Genomic DNA, 16,585 nt, shown 5'->3' on the forward strand with positions numbered 1-16,585 from the left:
TATATGCAGGGACAAGCCCAACAGCAGGCATACGACCGCGGGATAACGATTTTCTCGCCTGATGGCCGTCTCTATCAGGTCGAATACGCCCGCGAGGCGGTGAAGCGAGGCACGGCGAGCGTCGGCGTCCGAACGCCGGAAGGCGTCGTTCTCGCCGCGGACAAGCGCTCTCGCTCTCCCCTCATGGAACCGACGAGCGTCGAGAAGTTGCACAAGGCCGACACCCACATCGGTCTGGCCTCCGCGGGACACGTCGCCGACGCCCGCCAACTCATCGACTTCGCCCGCCGGCAGGCGCAGGTGAACCGACTCCGCTACGGCGAACCCATCGGCATCGAGACGCTGACGAAGAACGTCACCGACCACATCCAGCAGTACACGCAGGTCGGCGGCGCGCGCCCGTTCGGCGTCGCCCTCCTCATCGGCGGCGTCGAGAACGGCACGCCGCGCCTCTACGAGACGGACCCCTCGGGGACGCCGTACGAGTGGAAGGCCGTCTCCATCGGCGCGGAACGCGGTGACCTCCAGGAGTACCTCGAGGAGAACTACAGCGACGACCTGACCTTAGACGAGGGCCTCGGACTCGCACTCCGCGCCATCGCCTCGACGAACGACGACCAGCTCGACGCCCAGGGCGTCGACGTCGCCACCGTCTCCGCGGAGACGGAGGAGTACGTCCAACTGACGAACGACGAGGTGGAGTCGTACATCACCGAGAACGACCTCGAACCCACGGACGAGGACGACGAAGACGCGGCCGAAGAAGAGGAGTAACGCCCGCTTCGGGTCTCAGGCCGTCCCGCCGCCGAAATCGACGCACTCGACTATCTTTTCTCTCCGGACCGTCGCTTCGAATCGCCGCTCGGTACCGGTCGGTACGCCTCGTCTCCGTTTCGGACGCGCCTCGCTCTCGCCGGCGGTATCGAACGGCCCACGGACGCGTCTCTCACTCGGCGAGACGGACGCGCCTCTCGAAGGAGAGACCGAACGGACGGAGAAAGCGGCTCAGTACTCCTCGTAGGCGAGGTTCATCAGCCACTGGGAGAAGGAGTTGCTGTTGGCGTTTATCTCCTCCTCGCCGATGAACGGCGAGAGCATGTCGCCGGCCATCAGCAGGGAGAACTCGAGGTCCTTCGCGGCGGGTTCGAGGTAGTAGGTGTTGTGTCCGTTGTACACCGTGTCCTCGCGTTTGATGAGGCCGAGCGACGCGAGACGCTCGGCGACGCGACTCCCCTTCCGGGAGGAGATGTCGAGTTCCTTCCAGAAGTCGCTCTGGTGGATACCGCCGCTCTCGCGGATGAGTTCCAGTCCCGCGCGTTCGGCTTCCGAAAGGTCGGGTTCGGCCTCGCCTGCGCTCATGGTTCGACGGTCGCCCGCGACGGGTTTAAACTTGACTTTCGACCCGCCGGTACGCCGTCCGACAGGGCGGTCCGGGGGCGAACTCGTACTCGGCCGTCCCGTCGGCGAACAGGGTGACGAGCGACGAGGAGACGGTGCCGAACCGACCCTCGGGGTCGTGGACGCAGACGCCGTACTCGTGGTCGCCGAGGACGCCGGCGGCGCGTTCGCGCCACTCCGCCGCGGACTCGCCGGGTTCGGGTTCCAGCGCCGACCGGACCTTCGTCGCGTTCTCCGCCTGTTCGCGGCCCGCTCGGGGTCTCGCCGGCGGTTCGAAGAACTCGCTATCTGTTCCCACGTTCACGACGACGTGGACGCCGGGGTCGAACGCCGTCATCCGGAGGCCGCCGTCCCACTCGAACAGGTACGCCGCCTCGGAGTCGGCGACGACGAGGTTGAACCCGTCGTAGACGGCGTCGGAAACAGCGTCCTCGACCATCGTCCGGGCGTCCTCGGCCGACTCACACCGCAGGGCGTCGCGGACCAGTCGGCCGCGGGAGCGTTCGCCGCCGCCCTCGACGGACACCCAGCGGTTGGTGATGCCGACGAACACGCCGCGGTCGTTGTAGCCGACCCACGTGCCGCCGGCCTCCGCGTCTCTCGGCGCGACGAACGCGGGGTCGCCCTCGGCGACGGAGGGCGGTTCCGACGGTCGGTCCAACGCCTCGTCGCGGTTCGCCGCGACGACGACGGGCGCCTCGTCGAACGCTCGCCACGCTATCGTCAGAGTACACACGTCGCCGTGTAGGGGGGTGAGGGGGAAAACGATTCGCCGGTCGGTCGGCGGCGCGCACGGCCGGTCGGGGACGGGACGGTGAGGAGAGGCGGAGCGAACGGGGCGGAGTCGTTCAGTCGCCGCCGTCCGCGAACCGACTCGGGTCGCGCGCCGCGAGGGCGACGTTCACCGCCGCGACGTTCTCGCGCACGTCGTGGACGCGGACGATGTCCGCCCCCCTGTCGGCGGCGATGGTCGTGGCGGCGACGGTCGCTTCGAGGTTGTCGCCCGCCTCCTCGCCGACGAGTTCGAACATCGACTTGTGGGAGTGGCCGACGAGGATCGGACAGCCCAGCGCTTCGAACTCGCCGATCCGGTCCAGCATCTCGAAGTCCTCCGCGGCCGTCTTTCCGAACCCGAGGCCGGGGTCCACGACGACGTTCTCGCGGGGGACGCCCGCCCGTTCCGCCAGCAGAATCCGCTCTTTCAGTTCGTCTATCACGTCCTCGACCACGTCGTCGTACGCCACGTCCTTCCCGGGGACGACGGGCGCGTCGATGCTGTGCATGACGATGACCGGAACGTCTCGTTCGGCCGCGAGAAAGCGCATCTCGGGGTCTTCGAGGCCGGTCACGTCGTTGAGGATGTCGGCCCCGGCGTCGAGTGCCGCGCGGGCGACGTCCGCCTTCCGCGTGTCCACGGAGACGAGAGCGTCCGTATCCGCGAGGGACTCGATGACCGGGACGATGCGCTCTATCTCCTCTTCGACCGGAACGACGTCCGCGCCGGGGCGGGTGGACTCGCCGCCGATGTCGATGATGTCGGCCCCCGCCTCGACCATCGCCTCGGCGCGTTCGAGGGCGTCGTCGGCGTCGCGGTACTCGCCGCCGTCGTGGAAACTGTCCGGCGTGACGTTGAGGATACCCATGACGGCGGTGCCGTCGGTCCACGGGAACTCCGCTTCGCCCGTTTCGTCCGCCGGTCCGGGCGCGGCGGACCCGGAGGGCGGCGCGTCGAGGGCGGCGTCGAGCGCTCCGGCGAACTCCGAGAGGCCGTACTCGTCGGCGTACGCGAGGTTCGCTCGGACGCGTTCGAACTGCGCGCGCGTCCCAGTCAGGACCACGTCCACCTGTTCGCCCTCGCCGCGGTGCCCGGAGACGGCGCAGTCGCCGCCGACGGCCAGCATCTCCTCGCGGAGGCGGCGGGCCTGCCGGCGTTGCGCCGTCGTCCGGTAGACGCGGTGGACGGTATCGCCGCGCACCCGTTCGGCGTCCTCGTTGGGGACGCTCGCCCGCGAGAGGAGGCGGTCGGCGTCCGAGAGCGTCTCCACGCGCTTCGGCACCACCGTCCGCGTCCACGCCGTCCGCGCCTCCGCGACGAGGAACAGCGACCCAGTGACGAGGACGCAGTCGTCGGGCCCCGCGCGTTCGCGCGCCGTCCGAAGCGCCGCGGAGACGGTGGTTTCAGCGGTCACGTCGCCCGCGCCCGCGTCCTCGAATACGCGGGCGAGCGTCTCGGGGTCCTCCGACCGGGCGTTGTTCGGCCTGCACGTCGCGACGGAGGCGGGGCGGGGAAGCGCCGCCGCCATCTCGCGGTGGTCCTTGTCGTGCATCGCGCCGAAGACGAGGTGGAGGTTCTCGAAATCGAACTCCCCGATTACGGACGCGAGTTCCTCGCACGCGCCGGGGTTGTGCGCCCCGTCCAAGACGACGTGCGGGTTCCGTTCCATCACCTCGAACCGCCCCGGCCAGTTGGCCCGCCTGAGGCCGCGTTCGAGCGTCGTCGCGTCGATGGTCGTCCCCGCCGCGTCGGCGGCCTGTTCGGCGACGACGCAGGCGATACCGGCGTTGGTCGCCTGATACGCGCCGAGGAGCGGGATGTTCGCTTCGACGCCCCACGAGGGGCCGGAGACGACGACGGCCGACTCCTGGTGGTTCACCCGGCCGTCGTACCGGACGGTCACGTTCGGCCCGGGTTCCATCTCCGCGTCCGCGGTACCGACGGTTATCGTCTCCTCGGCGTGCGCTCGAATCGTTTCCAAGGCGTCGCCCGTCGCGCCGGTGACGAGGGGTCTGTCGTCGGGCGCGACGGCGGCTTTCTTCTCGGCTATCTCCTCGACGGTGTCGCCGAGGACGGCGGTGTGTTCGAGCGTCACGTTCGTCACCGCGCTTGCCACGGGGTCGACGACGCTCGTCGCGTCGAGTTCCCCGCCCATGCCGACTTCGAGGACGGCCACGTCCACGTCCGCCTCCGCGAAGCGCCAGATGGCCATCGCCGTCATCACCTCGAAGAACGTCAGCGGTTCGCCCGAGGCGGCGCGTTCGACCAGCCACGGCTTCGCCGCCGCGACGAACTCGGCCAGTGCGGACTCCGGGATCTTCCGGCCGTCCACGCGGATGCGCTCGCGGACGTCCTCGAAGTGCGGCGACGTGTAGAGGCCGACCGTGAGGCCGGCCTCGCGGAGGACCGACTCCGCCATTCGGGCGGTGCTTCCCTTTCCGTTCGACCCGGCGATCTGCACGAACGACACGTCGTCCTGCGGGTCGTCGAACTCGGCGAGGAGCGACCGGACCGACGCAGTCCCGGGCTTCACCTGAAACCTGCGGAGGTCGAAGAGGAAGTTGACCGCCTCGTGGTACTCCATATACTCCGAGGTGACGCGGGCCGCGCTTAGGACTGTCGGACCTGCGTGCGCGGGCCGAACGCCGGGGGTGGCGGCCTCCGTCGTCGCCCCGCGAGAACCACCGTATCGCTTCAAGCACGCCCGCGCCGAACGGTGGGGCATGTACGACTCGATACTCGTCCCGACGGACGGAAGCGAGGGTACCGCCGTCGCCCTCGAACACGCGCTAGACATCGCCAAGACGCGGGGGGCAACCGTCCACGCCCTCTCGGTGGTCGACCGGCGCATCCGCCTCGCCGCCGGCGACGAACAGCGAGAGGCCGTGGCGAACTCGCTGCACGACAGGGCGATAGAGGCCGCCGATGCGGTGGCCGAGGCCGCGCGCGACGCCGACGTGCAGGCGACGACGGCCGTCCGAAAGGGCGTCCCGTACCGCTGTATCCTCGACTACGCCGACGAACACGACGTGGACTTGGTGGTGATGGGGACCCACGGACGCACCGGACGCGACAAACTCGCCAGTCTCGGCAGCGTCACCGAACGCGTCGTCCAGAACACGAACCGGCCGGTTCTCGTCGTGAGCATCTGACCGGTCGAACCTGCGAACGGGTCACTCGCCGCGGGAGCGTACCGACTCCCGAGCCTGCCCGGGAGGACGACCGGAACGCTGACCAGCACAGGTTTATGTAGTCTAATTCACATGTACGGATATGAACCAGTCGCTGTGGACACGGTTCCTCCTCGTCTCCGCCACACCCGTGGCTCTCGGCTTCGCCGTCAGTGCCCTGCTCACACCCCCGGACCCGTACACGCAGATACTCACGATTCCGGTGATTCTGCTGGTGGTAGTTCCCCTCTCGTACTGGGTCGTCTACAAGAGAGGACTTCCGGTCTGAGTTCGGTTCGGACAGACGCTCCGTACTTTCGAGCGCTCCCGCCAGTCGTGACGGAAATACCGACGGACTCGCTACGCTCGCCCGTCGAACTTCCGTCACTTCTTCGCTCCGCTCAGTCGTGACGGAAACCGCGCGAGACTCACTCCGTTCGTCTCGCTGGCGTTAGACGCTCCTTCACTCCGGTCAGTCGTGTCTAAAGCACCGTGTCCTCGCTATCGCTCGGCCACGAGCTTCCGCCACTAGTCGTGACGGAAACACCGCCGTCCGGTGAACACCATCGCGATACCGCGTTCGTCGCAGGCGTCGATGACGTCCTCGTCGTTGACGGATCCGCCGGGTTGGATGACCGCCTCGACGCCCGCCTCGGCGGCCTCCTCGATGCCGTCCGGGAACGGGAAGAACGCGTCCGAGGCCATCACGGCACCCTCGGCGTCCTTCCCCTCGGCGTGTTCCTCGGCTTTCATCGCGGCGAGGCGGACGGCGTCCACGCGGGACACCTGCCCCATGCCGACGCCCACCGTCTCCGTGCCGGAGGCGAACAGGATACCGTTCGATTTCACGTGCTTCAGCACCTTCCACGCGAACAGCATCGTCTCCAGTTGCTCCTCCGTGGGTTCCGTCTCCGTGACGACGTCCACGTCTTCCTCCGTGGGCGCCCACAGGTCGCGCTCTTGGACGAGTCGCCCGCCGACGAGGGGTTTCTCGGTGAGTCGGTCGGTTCGCTCGCCGAGTTCGCCGACGTCGAGGACGCGCAGGTTCTTCTTCTCGGTCAGAACGTCGAGGGCGGCGTCGGTGTACCCCGGCGCGACGACGACTTCCTTGAACGAATCGACGATCTGTTCGGCCGTCTCGGCGCCGCACTCGCGGTTGAGGGCGACGATGCCGCCGAACGCGCTCATCGGGTCCGTCGAGAGGGCGCGGTCGTACGCCTCCGCGAGGGTGTCGGCGGTGGCGCACCCGGCGGGGTTCGTGTGCTTGATGACCGCCGCGGCGGGGTCGTCGAACTCCTTTATCAGGTTCAACGCGCCGTCGGCGTCGTTGTAGTTGTTGTATGAGAGGGCCTTCGCGCCCTCGTTCAGTTGCTCGGCGCGGACGACGCTGGCCTCCTCGCAGGCGTCGTCGGCGTAGACGGCGGCGTCCTGGTGCGGGTTCTCGCCGTAGCGCAGTTCCGAGGCGCGGTCGTTCGAGACGACGCGGCGTTCGGGGAAGTCGCCGCCGTCGTCGCCCTCCACGACGACGCCCTCGTCGGTGACGTCCGCCCGTCCCTCGGCGAACCACCGGACCGCGCGTGGGTAGGCGACGAACTCGCCCTCGCGGAGAACTCGCTCTTTCAGCGACGCCTCGTCGTCGTCCTGATAGACGGGGACGGCCTCTTGGGTGACGATGGGCCCGCCGTCCACCTCCTCGGTGACGACGTGGACCGTACACCCCGTCGTGCGGACGCCCGCCTCCAGAACCTGTTCGTGGGCGTCCATCCCCGGGAACGACGGGAGGAGCGAGGGGTGGACGTTGAGCGTCGTCGGCGCGTTGTCGATGAACTCCTCAGTGAGGACGCGCATGTACCCGTCGAGACAGACCAGATCGAAGTCGTACGCCGACAGGCGGTCGAGGATGCGCTTCTCGTGGGACTCGCGGGACTCCCCGTCGTCGCGCGCGACGACTTCCGTGGGGATGCCGCGTTCGGAGGCGGCGTCGAGGATCGGCGCGCCCTCCTCGTTCGAGAGGACGACGGCCAGTTCCGCGCCGCCCGGCGCGCGTTCGTCGATGTGAAGCAGGTTCCGTCCGCGGTTGCTCGCCAAGCCCGCAATCTTGGTCATGGTGGTACGCCCACCCGCCGGGAGAAAAACAGTTGCGATGTTCGAGGGAGATGTATGCTCGTTCGTGGATATATTCAGCGGAGATGCGGTGTTCGGTGCGTCGATTTATACATGGTAGTGGAGACATCCATCGACACGCTTTAGGTCGGGCCGGGGGCATCCTCGCCCATGGACGACCTTCCCCGAGCGGACCCCCTGTCGGCCGTCTCGCCACTCGACGGTCGCTACGCGGGCCGGACAGAACCGCTCGTCCCGTACGCCAGCGAGGCGGCGCTCATCCGGGCGCGCGTCAGAGTCGAAGCCGAGTACCTGCTGGCTCTGGCCGACCTGGACGCCACGCCCGTGTCGCTCTCGGCGGACGAACGAGCGACGCTGCGGTCGTTGTACGAGGAGTTCGACGCCGAGGACGCCCGCCTCGTGAAACGACTGGAGACGGAGGGCGCGGCGGGGTACTCGGCGACGAACCACGACGTGAAGGCCGTCGAGTACTTCCTGCGGACGGAGACGCCCGAACGCGTCCACCCGTGGATTCACTTCGGCCTCACCAGCGAGGACGTGAACAACCTCGCGCACCGCCTCTTGGCGAAACCGGCCGTCGAGGACGTCCTCGTCCCCGCCGCGACGGAGGTGCGCGACGAACTCGCCGAACTCGCCCGCGAGTACCGCGACACGCCGATGCTCGCGCGCACGCACGGCCAACCCGCGACGCCGACGACGTTCGGCAAGGAGATGGCCGTCTACGCGTCCCGGCTCGGCCGGCAACTCGGCCGGGTGCGCGAGGCGGCCGACGCGCTGTCGGGCAAACTCGCGGGCGCGTCGGGCACCTACGCCGCCCACGTCGCCGCCTACCCCGACGTTGACTGGCGGGCGTTCTCCCGCGAGTTCGTGACCGGACTCGGCCTCGAACACACCTCCCTCTCGACGCAGGTGAACCCCTGCGACGACCTCGCGGCCCTGTTCGACGCCCTCCGCGGCGTCAACAACGTCCTGCTCGATTTGGACCTCGACGTCTGGCTCTACGTCTCGGACCGCTACCTCGGACAGGAGGCCGAGGCGGGCGAAACCGGCTCCTCGACGATGCCGCACAAGGTCAACCCCATCGACTTCGAGAACAGCGAGGGGAACCTCTCGAAGGCGAACTCCGACCTCACGTTCCTCGCGGACTACGTGACGAACTCCCGCCTCCAGCGGGACCTGTCCGATTCGACGGTGAAGCGGAACGTCGGCGCGGCGTTCGCGCACTGTCTCGTCGGGTACGGCAAGGCGGCGGCGGGCCTCCGAAAGGTCGTCCCGAACGAACGGGTGATGCGCGAGGAACTCGACGCCCACCCCGAACTCGTCGGCGAGGCGGTCCAGACCATCCTCCGCCGGGAGGGCGACACCGAGGCGTACGAACGCGTCAAGGAACTCACCCGCGGGCGCGACGTGACCATCGAGGACTTCCGCGACCTGTTCGACGAGTTGGACGTGAGCGAACCCGTCCGCGAGGAACTCCGCGCACTCTCGCCGGCGACGTACGTCGGCCTCGGCGACGAACTGGTGGGCGAACTCGACGACTCGTAGGCCCGTCCCCGTCGCCGCGCCGTCGGGCGTCTCCGGACCCCGTCCGCTAAAACTTATTTCCGACAGGGGGGAGAACGCCGTCTCATGGCAGTCGGAGTCGAGGCCGAGTTGCTCGACCTCATCGGCGTTCTTCTGTTAGGTGGCGTCGTCGGCGTCGTCGTCGCCAGAATCGGCCGCTTCCCCTACACCATCGCCCTCCTGTTGGCCGGGTTGGCGGCGTCGGTGCTCGGAATCGAGTTCGGAATCGAACTCTCTCACGACATCATCCTGTTGGTCCTGTTGCCGCCGTTGCTGTTCGAGGGCGCGGCGACGACGGACTTAGAGGAGTTCCGGACGAACCTGCCGGTCATCCTCACCTTGGCCGTCCCGGGACTCATCCTCTCGGTGGCGGTGTTGGGGTTCCTCGGCAGCTACGCGTTCGGCTTTCCGCTCCTCGTCGCCATGCTGTTCGCGGCGATGATCCTCCCCACCGACCCCGTCTCCGTGCTGGCGCTTTTCGACGATGTGGGCGCGCCGGAGCGACTCTCGACGCTCGTGGAGGGTGAGAGCCTCATCAACGACGGCGTGGGCGTCGTCATCTTCTCGTCGCTGCTCGGACTCGTCACCTCCGGCGTCGACTCGGACGCGCTGTTCGACCCCTCGACGCTCGGCGAAGTCGTCTTGGACTTCGCCGTCTCTAGCGCCGGGGGCGTCCTCGTCGGACTCGCGGCGGGGTACGCCGTCTACCGCGTGATGGTCAACTTGGACGAGCACATGACCGAAATCGTCCTGACCGCCATCCTCGCGTACGGCAGTTTCCTGCTCGCGGAGCACTACCTCCACGTCAGCGGCGTCATCGCCACCGTCGTCGCGGGGTTGTTCATCGGGAACCGCGGCGCGGAGTACGCGATGAGCCCGCAGACGAAGATCTCCATCTTCAACACGTGGGAGACCGCCGCGTTCATCGTCAACACGTTCATCTTCGTCGCCATCGGCGTCCAGACGCCCGTCGACCGCCTCCTCGCGCACGGCCGCCTCATCCTCATCGCCATCGTCCTCGTCGTCCTCGCGCGGGCCGCCGCCGTCTACCCGATGTCGGCGCTGGCGAACCGGTTCATCCCGACGGAGGTGTCGTTCGACTACCAGCACGTGATGGTGTGGGGCGGCCTCCACGCCTCGATCCCCATCGCCCTCGTCCTCGGGTTGCCGCAGACGGTGCAGGGCGGCACGCCGTTCCCGTTCCGCGAGGAACTGCGCGCGATGGTGTTCGGCGTCGCCGCGTTCAGCCTCATCGTGCAGGGGTTCTCCATCGGCTGGTTGCTCGACAAACTCGACGTGGTGACCCGGTCGCACGCCGGCGAACTGTACGAACTGCTCGTCGGGCGCGTCCGGGCCGTGGACGCGGGCCTCGAAGCGGCGGACGAACTCCGCGACAGGCGACAGATCTCCCCGTCCGTCTACGAGGACTTCACGCAGGAGTACGAACGCGAACGGGAGGACCTCAACGAGGCCATCGGGGAACTCCACGCCACGCACCCGGAGATACGGCGGAAGGAACTGCTCACGGGCGAACGGCAACTGCTCCAACGGGAGAAGAGCGCCGTCATGGACGCGGTGCGGAGCGGAATCGTCTCCGACGAAATCGGCGAGCAACTGCTGGAGGAGGTGAACATCAAACTCGACCGCGTCTCCTCCGGCGAGAGCACCGTCGGCGGACGCGAGGAGGAGGCGTACGAGGAGTTCTGGCGGCACCGCGCCGCGGAGTTCGACGTCCACTCCGCCGAACTCGACGAGGCGAAGCAGGATTAGCGTCGCCGCGGCGGCGTCCGCGTCCGCGGCCTACCGGTCGAGTTCGATGAAGCGGCGGACGATGTGCATGTACTTCTCGTCGCGTTCGAGGTTGCACGCGTGGCCCGCGCCCTCGACGACGGCGACGCTGGCGTCGCCGGCGGCGGCGTGGGCTTTCTCCCCCCTGCGCATCAGCACGTCCCACTGGCCGTTGAGGACGAGTTTCGGTCCGTCGTAGTCGGCGAACGCCGACCGGAAGTCCGTCCCGGCGATCTCGCGCCCCGCCTCCCCGAACGGTCGGAGGTCGAACCCGGCGTCGACGATTTCGGACTTCTGGTCCGGCGGCAGGTCGCGGCTTCGAACCCACTGGGCGGCGAGGCGGTCCACCGCCTTCTCGGCCAGTTCGCTCTCGGAGACGCGAAGTGTCACGCGGCCCACCGCGTCGCTCATCCTCCCGAGCAGTCCGACGGGGTTCGCACTGCTCCCCGAGATTATCAGGTCCGCCACCTGCTCGGGGTGCCGGTGCGCGAACTCCGTCGCCACGTACCCGCCGAGGGAGAGACCCACGAGGTGGACGGGGTCGTCGCTGAACTGTTCGACCGCTTGCCTGACCGTCTCGACGCCCGATTCGAGGGTGAACGACTCGTCCCTGCGGCCGCCGTGTCCCGGCAGGTCCGGCACGATGACGCGGTACTCCTCCGAGAGCGCCTCTCGTTGCGGCGCCCACATCGTCCGGTTGAACACGGTTCCGTGAACGAACACGATGGGCGGCGCGTCCGGCGGGCCGACCACGTCCACGTGTTCGAGTTTACTCTCGGCTACTGGTTGGCTCATATGTCCTGTGACTCGCGCGCGAATTCCTTAAACAGGTCCCCTGAACGTCGGCTTTCCGGTGTTTCAAGGGATCGAACGTGAGCCGCCGGTGGAGAGGAGAGAGCGCAGTCACCGAGGAGTCGGTGACCGAAAGTGGCACGGATTCGGTGAGCGAGACACGGGCGGGCTGGATAGATACCGCGTCTGCGACGCGTCCGGGCTGAGGTGACGCGGAACGCTCACCGCGATAAACGCTTTACTCGAAATAGAATAAATCTTTTGATGGGGTGGAGAGTAAGGGACGTACATGAGAGCTATCGCAGTCAAGCGGGGGGAGAACAAGCCGTCGCTCGTAGAGAAACCGCGGCCGTCGCCGGGGCCGGGCGAAGCGCTCGTTCGGACGCTTCGCGTCGGCGTCGACGGGACGGACCACGAGGTCATCTCGGGCGGCCACGGCGACTACCCGGAGGGGGAGGACCACCTCGTGTTGGGCCACGAAGCCGTCGGCGTCGTCGAGGACCCAAACGGGACGGGGTTCGAACGCGGCGACGTCGTCGTGCCGACGGTCAGGCGCGCGCCCAACGGCGAGAACGAGTACTTCGAACGGGGCGAACCGGACATGGCTCCCTCCGGCGAGTACCACGAACGCGGCATCGTCGGCGCGCACGGGTTCATGGCCGAGTACTTCACGAGCCCCGAGGAGTATCTCGTCCGCATCCCCGACTCGCTGGCGTCGCTCGGCTTCCTCATCGAACCGCTCTCCATCTCCGAGAAGGCCGTCGAACTCGCCTACGCCTCCCGGTCGAGTTTCACGTGGGAGCCCGAATCGACCATCGTGCTCGGGAACGGCAGCCTCGGCCTGCTGACGGTCGCGCTCCTCCGCGAGGACTTCGACCGCCTCTACTGCCTCGGACGGCGCGAACGCCCCGACCCGACCATCGAGATAATCGAGGAACTGGGCGCGACGTACGTCAACTCCCGGAAGACGCCCGTCGACGAGTTGGCCGACGTGTACGAACCGATGCACTTCGTCTACGAAGCGACGGGCTACGCGAAACACGCCTTCGAGAGCGTCGACGCCCTCGCGCCGAACGGCGTCGCTGCGCTTCTCGGCGTGCCCGGCCCGTGGGAGTTCGAGGTGGACGGCGGGTCGCTCCACCGAGAGCTGGTCCTCCACAACAAGGCGCTCGTCGGCAGCGTCAACTCCCACGTCAAGCACTTCGAGGCGGCGACGGGCACGCTGGCGGAGCTTCCGCCGTGGTTCGTCGATTCGCTGGTCACCGGCGTGCACGGTCTCGACGACTTCGAGGCGGCGTTCGTCGACGACGATACCACTATAAAAACCGCCGTCCAATTCAGCGAACATGAAGAACGTTGACGACCTCATTTCGAGCGCGGCAGAACTCGCAGACCGGGGCCTCTCGAAGGGCGAGATAGCTGACGAACTCAACGTCTCCCGGGAGACGGCGAGTTGGCTGGTCGAGCGAAGCGGCGTGTCGAGTCCCGAGACGACGCCCGCGGAGGAACCGCAGACCGGCGGCCCGCAGGACATCCACGTCGACTGGAGCGCAATCGGCCGGGACTCAAAGCGGATGACGCACGTCGCGCGGGCGATGGCCGACCTCCTCGCGGGCGAGGGCGACGAGGTCGACCTCACGATAGGCATCGAGAAGGCGGGCGCGCCCCTCGCGACGGTCGTCGCACAGGAGCTCGACACCGACCTCGGGACGTACGCGCCCGCGAAGCACCAGTGGGAGGAGGGCGACATCGACGACCTCGGCGGGTCGTTCTCGCGGAACTTCTCGCAGATTCGCAACCGCGAGTGCTACGTCGTGGACGACACCGTCACGTCCGGGACGACGATGCGCGAGACCATCGACGCCATCCGCGACGAGGGCGGCCGCCCGGTGGCGTGCGTCGTCATCGTGGACAAGCAGGGCATCGACTACGTGGACGACGTTCCGGTGTACTCGCTCATCGACGTGGTCGGCGTCGGACACGAGTAACCTCCGTCGCCGCGTTTTCGCCCGACGCAACTCCTTTCACCTCCCGTCGCTTACCGTAGGGTATGACTTTCGAACCCGGAAGCGAGATGTCCGGCGAGGACGTGCAGGCGCGCGTCGACGACGCCATCGAGAGCAACGACGTGGTGCTGTTCATGAAGGGCAACCGCCTCATGCCGCAGTGCGGCTACTCCGCGAAGGCGTTAGAGCTCATCTCCCAGCACGTCGACGAGTTCGAGACGGTGGACGTCCTTCCCGCCCTTGACGAGTACCGTACCGCCCTCTCCTCGCACAGCGACTGGGAGACGATACCCCAGACGTACGTCGAAGGGGAGTTCGTGGGCGGGAGCGACATCCTCGCGGAACTCGACGAACGCGGCGAGCTCGAAGAGACGCTGAAAGCGTAAGTTGTCCGTCACGGGAGAGTCCTACTTCGTGTCACGCTTCGAGACGCGAACCAAAGAGTAGGCCATATAAGCCCGCGACCCGTATTTTCACGTAGGTATCGACGTCGCGCCGATCGCGCTCCGAACCCAAACCACTCATCCAACAATGTCAGGCCGCGTATATCGACTCCATTCGACACTTGAACTGCCCTTGGAAGAGGTCGAGGAATACTTCGACAGCTCCCCCGACCTCCCGCCGGAAATCGAGAACGTCGAAGTCACTCGGCGGAACAACACGCTCATCCTCAAGGCCGTCGCCGCCGACGACAATCTGAGCAAGTACACGCCGACCGCACAGCTGAAAGCGAGCGTCACGGAGAACCGCGTCTACGAGGAAGAACCGCCGCGCGCCGGCGGCCCGCGGTGGGGCGACGAGGAAGAAGAGGAGATTCCCTCGGAGCTCGTCGAGTTCGCCTGCTTCAAGGGCGACCGGGAGACGGTCCTCCAGAACACGGCCCTGCAGTACCCCATGTTCCTCGTTCTCCGCGAAATCGCGCTCATCGCAGAGAAGGGGACGCTCACGGCCATCACCGAGACGGACGGCGAACTCGACGCGACGCGCATCGTCGAGGGCGAGAAACGCCCCGCCTCCATCGAAGTCGTCGAGAACCCCAGCCAGAACAGCCAGAACGGCGGCGGCGTCAACTGGCGAGACAACAAGTTCATCTCGTAAGTTCGGAGTCTCCTTCCGGGCACCGCTCGAAACACCGCGTTCGACTCTCCGTTTCTCGCCCCGCGACGCTGCGGACCGACGGCGCTCTCTCCCCTCTTCGCTCTCTTCGCTCTCTCACTGCTTCCTCTCTTCACCGTTCTCCCGTCGCTCTCGCATCCACCCGAGGACCGCCTCCTCCAGTCGGTTCAGCGCCGCCTCCGCGTCGAGGGCTTCGGTGTCTATCTCCAAGTCCGCCCGCGGCGGTTCGAATCGCGCGTGAATCGCCCGCAGACCCTCCTCGGGAATCGCGTCCGCGCGTTCGCGGTTCCGCTCCAGACACGTCGAGAGCGACGCCCGCACCCACACCTCGTAGGTGGTATCGAGCCGGTAGAACCGGTTCCGCCACCGTCGCTCGAAGAAGGTGCCGTCCAAGATCAGATCGACCGTCGCGCCCGTCCCGGCGCGTTCGTACCGCTCGGCCGTATCCTCGTACATCCGCTCGTACGTCCGGCGGTCGTAATCGTCGGAGTGAAGAGACTCGAACGAGTACCCGCGGTCGGAGAGGCGACGTCGGAGCCCCGTCGAGAGCGTCGTCTTGCCCGACGCGGGGAGGCCGCAGACGATGATAATCACGACGGGTGTAGGGGCGGCGGGCGGAAACCGGTTGGTGCCGCCTCGGATCGCTCTCCCCCGCCGTCCGCCGACGCTCGGACTCGCGGCGCGTCTCGACCGATCTCCGCCGAACACTGTGTCCGCGTCCGATTCGTTGGCATCCGTTCTCACCGTTTGCGGAGGTCAAAAGACACTTTACGGTGCTAATTATATCTCATTACACGATGCCGGAAGGCTTCCCCGACTACCTCGACGTCGACTACACAGACGGCGAAGGCGAATCGCCCGAAGACTATCCGACCATCCAGGACAAGATAGAGAAGGCTATCGAAGTCACGAAGGAGGGTCTCGAAGAGTACGAGAACCCGGCCGTGATGTGGACCGGCGGCAAGGACTCCACGCTCACGCTCTACTTCATCAAGGAGGTCGCCGAGAAGTACGACCTCGAAACGCCGCCCGCGGTGTTCATCGACCACTACCAGCACTTCGACGAGATTCACGACTTCGTCGACCACTGGGCCGAGAAGTGGGACCTCGACGTCATCTACGCCCGCAACGAGGACGTCGGGCAGTACGTCGAGGAGAACGACCTCGAACCCGGCGACGACATCCCGGTCTCGGAGCTCTCCGAGCACAACCAGCACCACGTCCGCGACCTGCTGGAGTACGAGGAGGACACCTTCCCGTTCCTTCTCGACACGTACGTCGGCAACCACCTCCTGAAGACGGTGGCGCTGAACGACACTCTCGAAGAGTACGACGTGGACGGCGTCATCTCCGGCGTCCGCTGGGACGAACAGGAGGCGCGCGCCGACGAGACGTTCTTCTCGCCGCGTCACGACCCGGAGATCTACCCGCCCCACGACCGCATCCAACCCATCCTCCAGTTCGACGAGGCGGCCGTCTGGGAGGCCTTCTGGAACTTCGTCGTTCCGGACACCGTCGAAGGATTCCCCGAAGAGGGCTACGTCCCCGAGTCGGGCGACGACCTGCCGAACGGTCTCACGCAGGACGACATCCCTGTCTCGCCGAAGTACTTCGCCGGCTTCCGGTCGCTCGGCAGCGAAGTCTCCACGGACAAGACCACCGACGAACCGGCGTGGCTGCAGGACATGGAGAACACGACCGAACGCGCGGGCCGCGCCCAGGACAAAGAGGACCTGATGGAGCGTCTGCGCGACCTCGGTTACATGTAAACTCGGCCGGAGAACCGCTCTCGACGGCCTCTGACACGCTTTTTCTCTTTTTGCGACGCCGACCCGACAGCGTCGCGTCCGCGC

General features: G+C 67.1%; 16 protein-coding genes. 10 read left to right on the forward strand and 6 right to left on the reverse strand.

Features of this window, described 5'->3' with window-relative positions:
* Positions 1–3 precede the first annotated feature (3 nt).
* Positions 4–774, forward strand: coding sequence for an archaeal proteasome endopeptidase complex subunit alpha (psmA, locus tag ACZ522_RS16040; RefSeq protein ID WP_379697375.1), 771 nt, complete (start codon positions 4–6; stop codon positions 772–774).
* Positions 775–1,005: 231 nt separating this feature from the next.
* Here the strand turns inward: psmA and ACZ522_RS16045 are convergent, their stop codons facing one another.
* From ACZ522_RS16045 to folP, 3 genes are all read right to left on the reverse strand, one after another.
* Positions 1,006–1,359, reverse strand: coding sequence for a helix-turn-helix transcriptional regulator (locus ACZ522_RS16045; protein WP_379697372.1), 354 nt, complete (start codon positions 1,357–1,359; stop codon positions 1,006–1,008).
* Between the two features lie 25 nt (positions 1,360–1,384).
* On the reverse strand, positions 1,385–2,134 hold the full coding sequence (locus ACZ522_RS16050) for an NRDE family protein (protein WP_379697370.1): 750 nt from the start codon (positions 2,132–2,134) through the stop codon (positions 1,385–1,387).
* A 112-nt stretch (positions 2,135–2,246) separates the two neighbouring features.
* Positions 2,247–4,757, reverse strand: coding sequence for a dihydropteroate synthase (folP, locus tag ACZ522_RS16055; protein WP_379697368.1), 2,511 nt, complete (start codon positions 4,755–4,757; stop codon positions 2,247–2,249).
* Positions 4,758–4,896: 139 nt separating this feature from the next.
* Here folP and ACZ522_RS16060 point away from each other — a divergent pair, with 139 nt between their 5' ends.
* On the forward strand, positions 4,897–5,325 hold the full coding sequence (locus ACZ522_RS16060; protein WP_379697366.1) for a universal stress protein: 429 nt from the start codon (positions 4,897–4,899) through the stop codon (positions 5,323–5,325).
* 121 nt (positions 5,326–5,446) lie between these two features.
* Positions 5,447–5,632, forward strand: a complete 186-nt coding sequence (locus ACZ522_RS16065; protein ID WP_379697363.1) for a DUF7534 family protein — start codon at positions 5,447–5,449, stop codon at positions 5,630–5,632.
* Between the two features lie 239 nt (positions 5,633–5,871).
* Here ACZ522_RS16065 and purH read toward each other — a convergent pair whose 3' ends face one another.
* Positions 5,872–7,449 (reverse strand): bifunctional phosphoribosylaminoimidazolecarboxamide formyltransferase/IMP cyclohydrolase, encoded by a 1,578-nt coding sequence (purH, locus tag ACZ522_RS16070; RefSeq protein ID WP_379697361.1) that lies wholly within the window; start codon positions 7,447–7,449, stop codon positions 5,872–5,874.
* 168 nt (positions 7,450–7,617) lie between these two features.
* Here purH and purB point away from each other — a divergent pair, with 168 nt between their 5' ends.
* Both purB and ACZ522_RS16080 read left to right on the forward strand, forming a co-directional pair.
* Positions 7,618–9,012 (forward strand): adenylosuccinate lyase, encoded by a 1,395-nt coding sequence (gene purB, locus ACZ522_RS16075; protein ID WP_379697358.1) that lies wholly within the window; start codon positions 7,618–7,620, stop codon positions 9,010–9,012.
* Positions 9,013–9,096: 84 nt separating this feature from the next.
* A complete protein-coding gene (locus ACZ522_RS16080; protein ID WP_379697355.1) occupies positions 9,097–10,800 on the forward strand; it encodes a Na+/H+ antiporter in 1,704 nt (567 codons plus the stop codon).
* 30 nt (positions 10,801–10,830) lie between these two features.
* On the opposite strand, the gene ACZ522_RS16085 is transcribed toward ACZ522_RS16080, so the two are convergent.
* Entirely contained in the window at positions 10,831–11,613 is a 783-nt protein-coding gene (locus tag ACZ522_RS16085; RefSeq protein WP_379697353.1) for an alpha/beta fold hydrolase, read from the reverse strand.
* 286 nt (positions 11,614–11,899) lie between these two features.
* Between ACZ522_RS16085 and ACZ522_RS16090 the strand changes: the two genes are divergently transcribed.
* The 4 genes from ACZ522_RS16090 (at position 11,900) to ACZ522_RS16105 (ending at position 14,714) form a co-directional block, all read left to right on the forward strand.
* Positions 11,900–12,970 (forward strand): glucose 1-dehydrogenase, encoded by a 1,071-nt coding sequence (locus tag ACZ522_RS16090; protein WP_379697351.1) that lies wholly within the window; start codon positions 11,900–11,902, stop codon positions 12,968–12,970.
* Positions 12,957–13,598, forward strand: a complete 642-nt coding sequence (gene gfcR, locus ACZ522_RS16095; RefSeq protein ID WP_379697348.1) for a transcriptional regulator GfcR — start codon at positions 12,957–12,959, stop codon at positions 13,596–13,598. Before ACZ522_RS16090 ends, gfcR begins: the two co-directional genes overlap by 14 nt.
* 62 nt (positions 13,599–13,660) lie before the next feature.
* Positions 13,661–14,002 (forward strand): glutaredoxin family protein, encoded by a 342-nt coding sequence (locus ACZ522_RS16100; RefSeq protein ID WP_379697346.1) that lies wholly within the window; start codon positions 13,661–13,663, stop codon positions 14,000–14,002.
* Positions 14,003–14,147: 145 nt separating this feature from the next.
* Complete coding sequence (locus tag ACZ522_RS16105; RefSeq protein ID WP_379697344.1) at positions 14,148–14,714, forward strand: DUF7110 family protein; 567 nt, start codon at positions 14,148–14,150, stop codon at positions 14,712–14,714.
* Positions 14,715–14,828: 114 nt separating this feature from the next.
* On the opposite strand, the gene ACZ522_RS16110 is transcribed toward ACZ522_RS16105, so the two are convergent.
* A complete protein-coding gene (locus ACZ522_RS16110) occupies positions 14,829–15,326 on the reverse strand; it encodes an AAA family ATPase (protein ID WP_379697341.1) in 498 nt (165 codons plus the stop codon).
* Between the two features lie 203 nt (positions 15,327–15,529).
* Here ACZ522_RS16110 and ACZ522_RS16115 point away from each other — a divergent pair, with 203 nt between their 5' ends.
* A complete protein-coding gene (locus tag ACZ522_RS16115) occupies positions 15,530–16,501 on the forward strand; it encodes a phosphoadenosine phosphosulfate reductase family protein (RefSeq protein WP_379697339.1) in 972 nt (323 codons plus the stop codon).
* The last annotated feature ends 84 nt before the right edge of the window (positions 16,502–16,585 follow it).

It is taken from the genome of Halopelagius fulvigenes (genome assembly GCF_055398025.1).

What these genes read in the sequence shown, in the direction of transcription:
- ACZ522_RS16045 (WP_379697372.1), bottom strand. Translation starts at nt 1,359, where the DNA reads ATGAGCGCAGGCGAGGCCGAACCCGACCTTTCGGAAGCCGAACGCGCG.
- ACZ522_RS16085 (WP_379697353.1), bottom strand. Translation starts at nt 11,613, where the DNA reads ATGAGCCAACCAGTAGCCGAGAGTAAACTCGAACACGTGGACGTGGTC.
- purB (WP_379697358.1), top strand. Translation starts at nt 7,618, where the DNA reads ATGGACGACCTTCCCCGAGCGGACCCCCTGTCGGCCGTCTCGCCACTC.
- ACZ522_RS16090 (WP_379697351.1), top strand. Translation starts at nt 11,900, where the DNA reads ATGAGAGCTATCGCAGTCAAGCGGGGGGAGAACAAGCCGTCGCTCGTA.
- ACZ522_RS16065 (WP_379697363.1), top strand. Translation starts at nt 5,447, where the DNA reads ATGAACCAGTCGCTGTGGACACGGTTCCTCCTCGTCTCCGCCACACCC.
- ACZ522_RS16060 (WP_379697366.1), top strand. Translation starts at nt 4,897, where the DNA reads ATGTACGACTCGATACTCGTCCCGACGGACGGAAGCGAGGGTACCGCC.
- ACZ522_RS16105 (WP_379697344.1), top strand. Translation starts at nt 14,148, where the DNA reads ATGTCAGGCCGCGTATATCGACTCCATTCGACACTTGAACTGCCCTTG.
- folP (WP_379697368.1), bottom strand. Translation starts at nt 4,757, where the DNA reads ATGGAGTACCACGAGGCGGTCAACTTCCTCTTCGACCTCCGCAGGTTT.
- ACZ522_RS16115 (WP_379697339.1), top strand. Translation starts at nt 15,530, where the DNA reads ATGCCGGAAGGCTTCCCCGACTACCTCGACGTCGACTACACAGACGGC.
- psmA (WP_379697375.1), top strand. Translation starts at nt 4, where the DNA reads ATGCAGGGACAAGCCCAACAGCAGGCATACGACCGCGGGATAACGATT.
- ACZ522_RS16100 (WP_379697346.1), top strand. Translation starts at nt 13,661, where the DNA reads ATGACTTTCGAACCCGGAAGCGAGATGTCCGGCGAGGACGTGCAGGCG.
- ACZ522_RS16080 (WP_379697355.1), top strand. Translation starts at nt 9,097, where the DNA reads ATGGCAGTCGGAGTCGAGGCCGAGTTGCTCGACCTCATCGGCGTTCTT.
- purH (WP_379697361.1), bottom strand. Translation starts at nt 7,449, where the DNA reads ATGACCAAGATTGCGGGCTTGGCGAGCAACCGCGGACGGAACCTGCTT.
- gfcR (WP_379697348.1), top strand. Translation starts at nt 12,957, where the DNA reads ATGAAGAACGTTGACGACCTCATTTCGAGCGCGGCAGAACTCGCAGAC.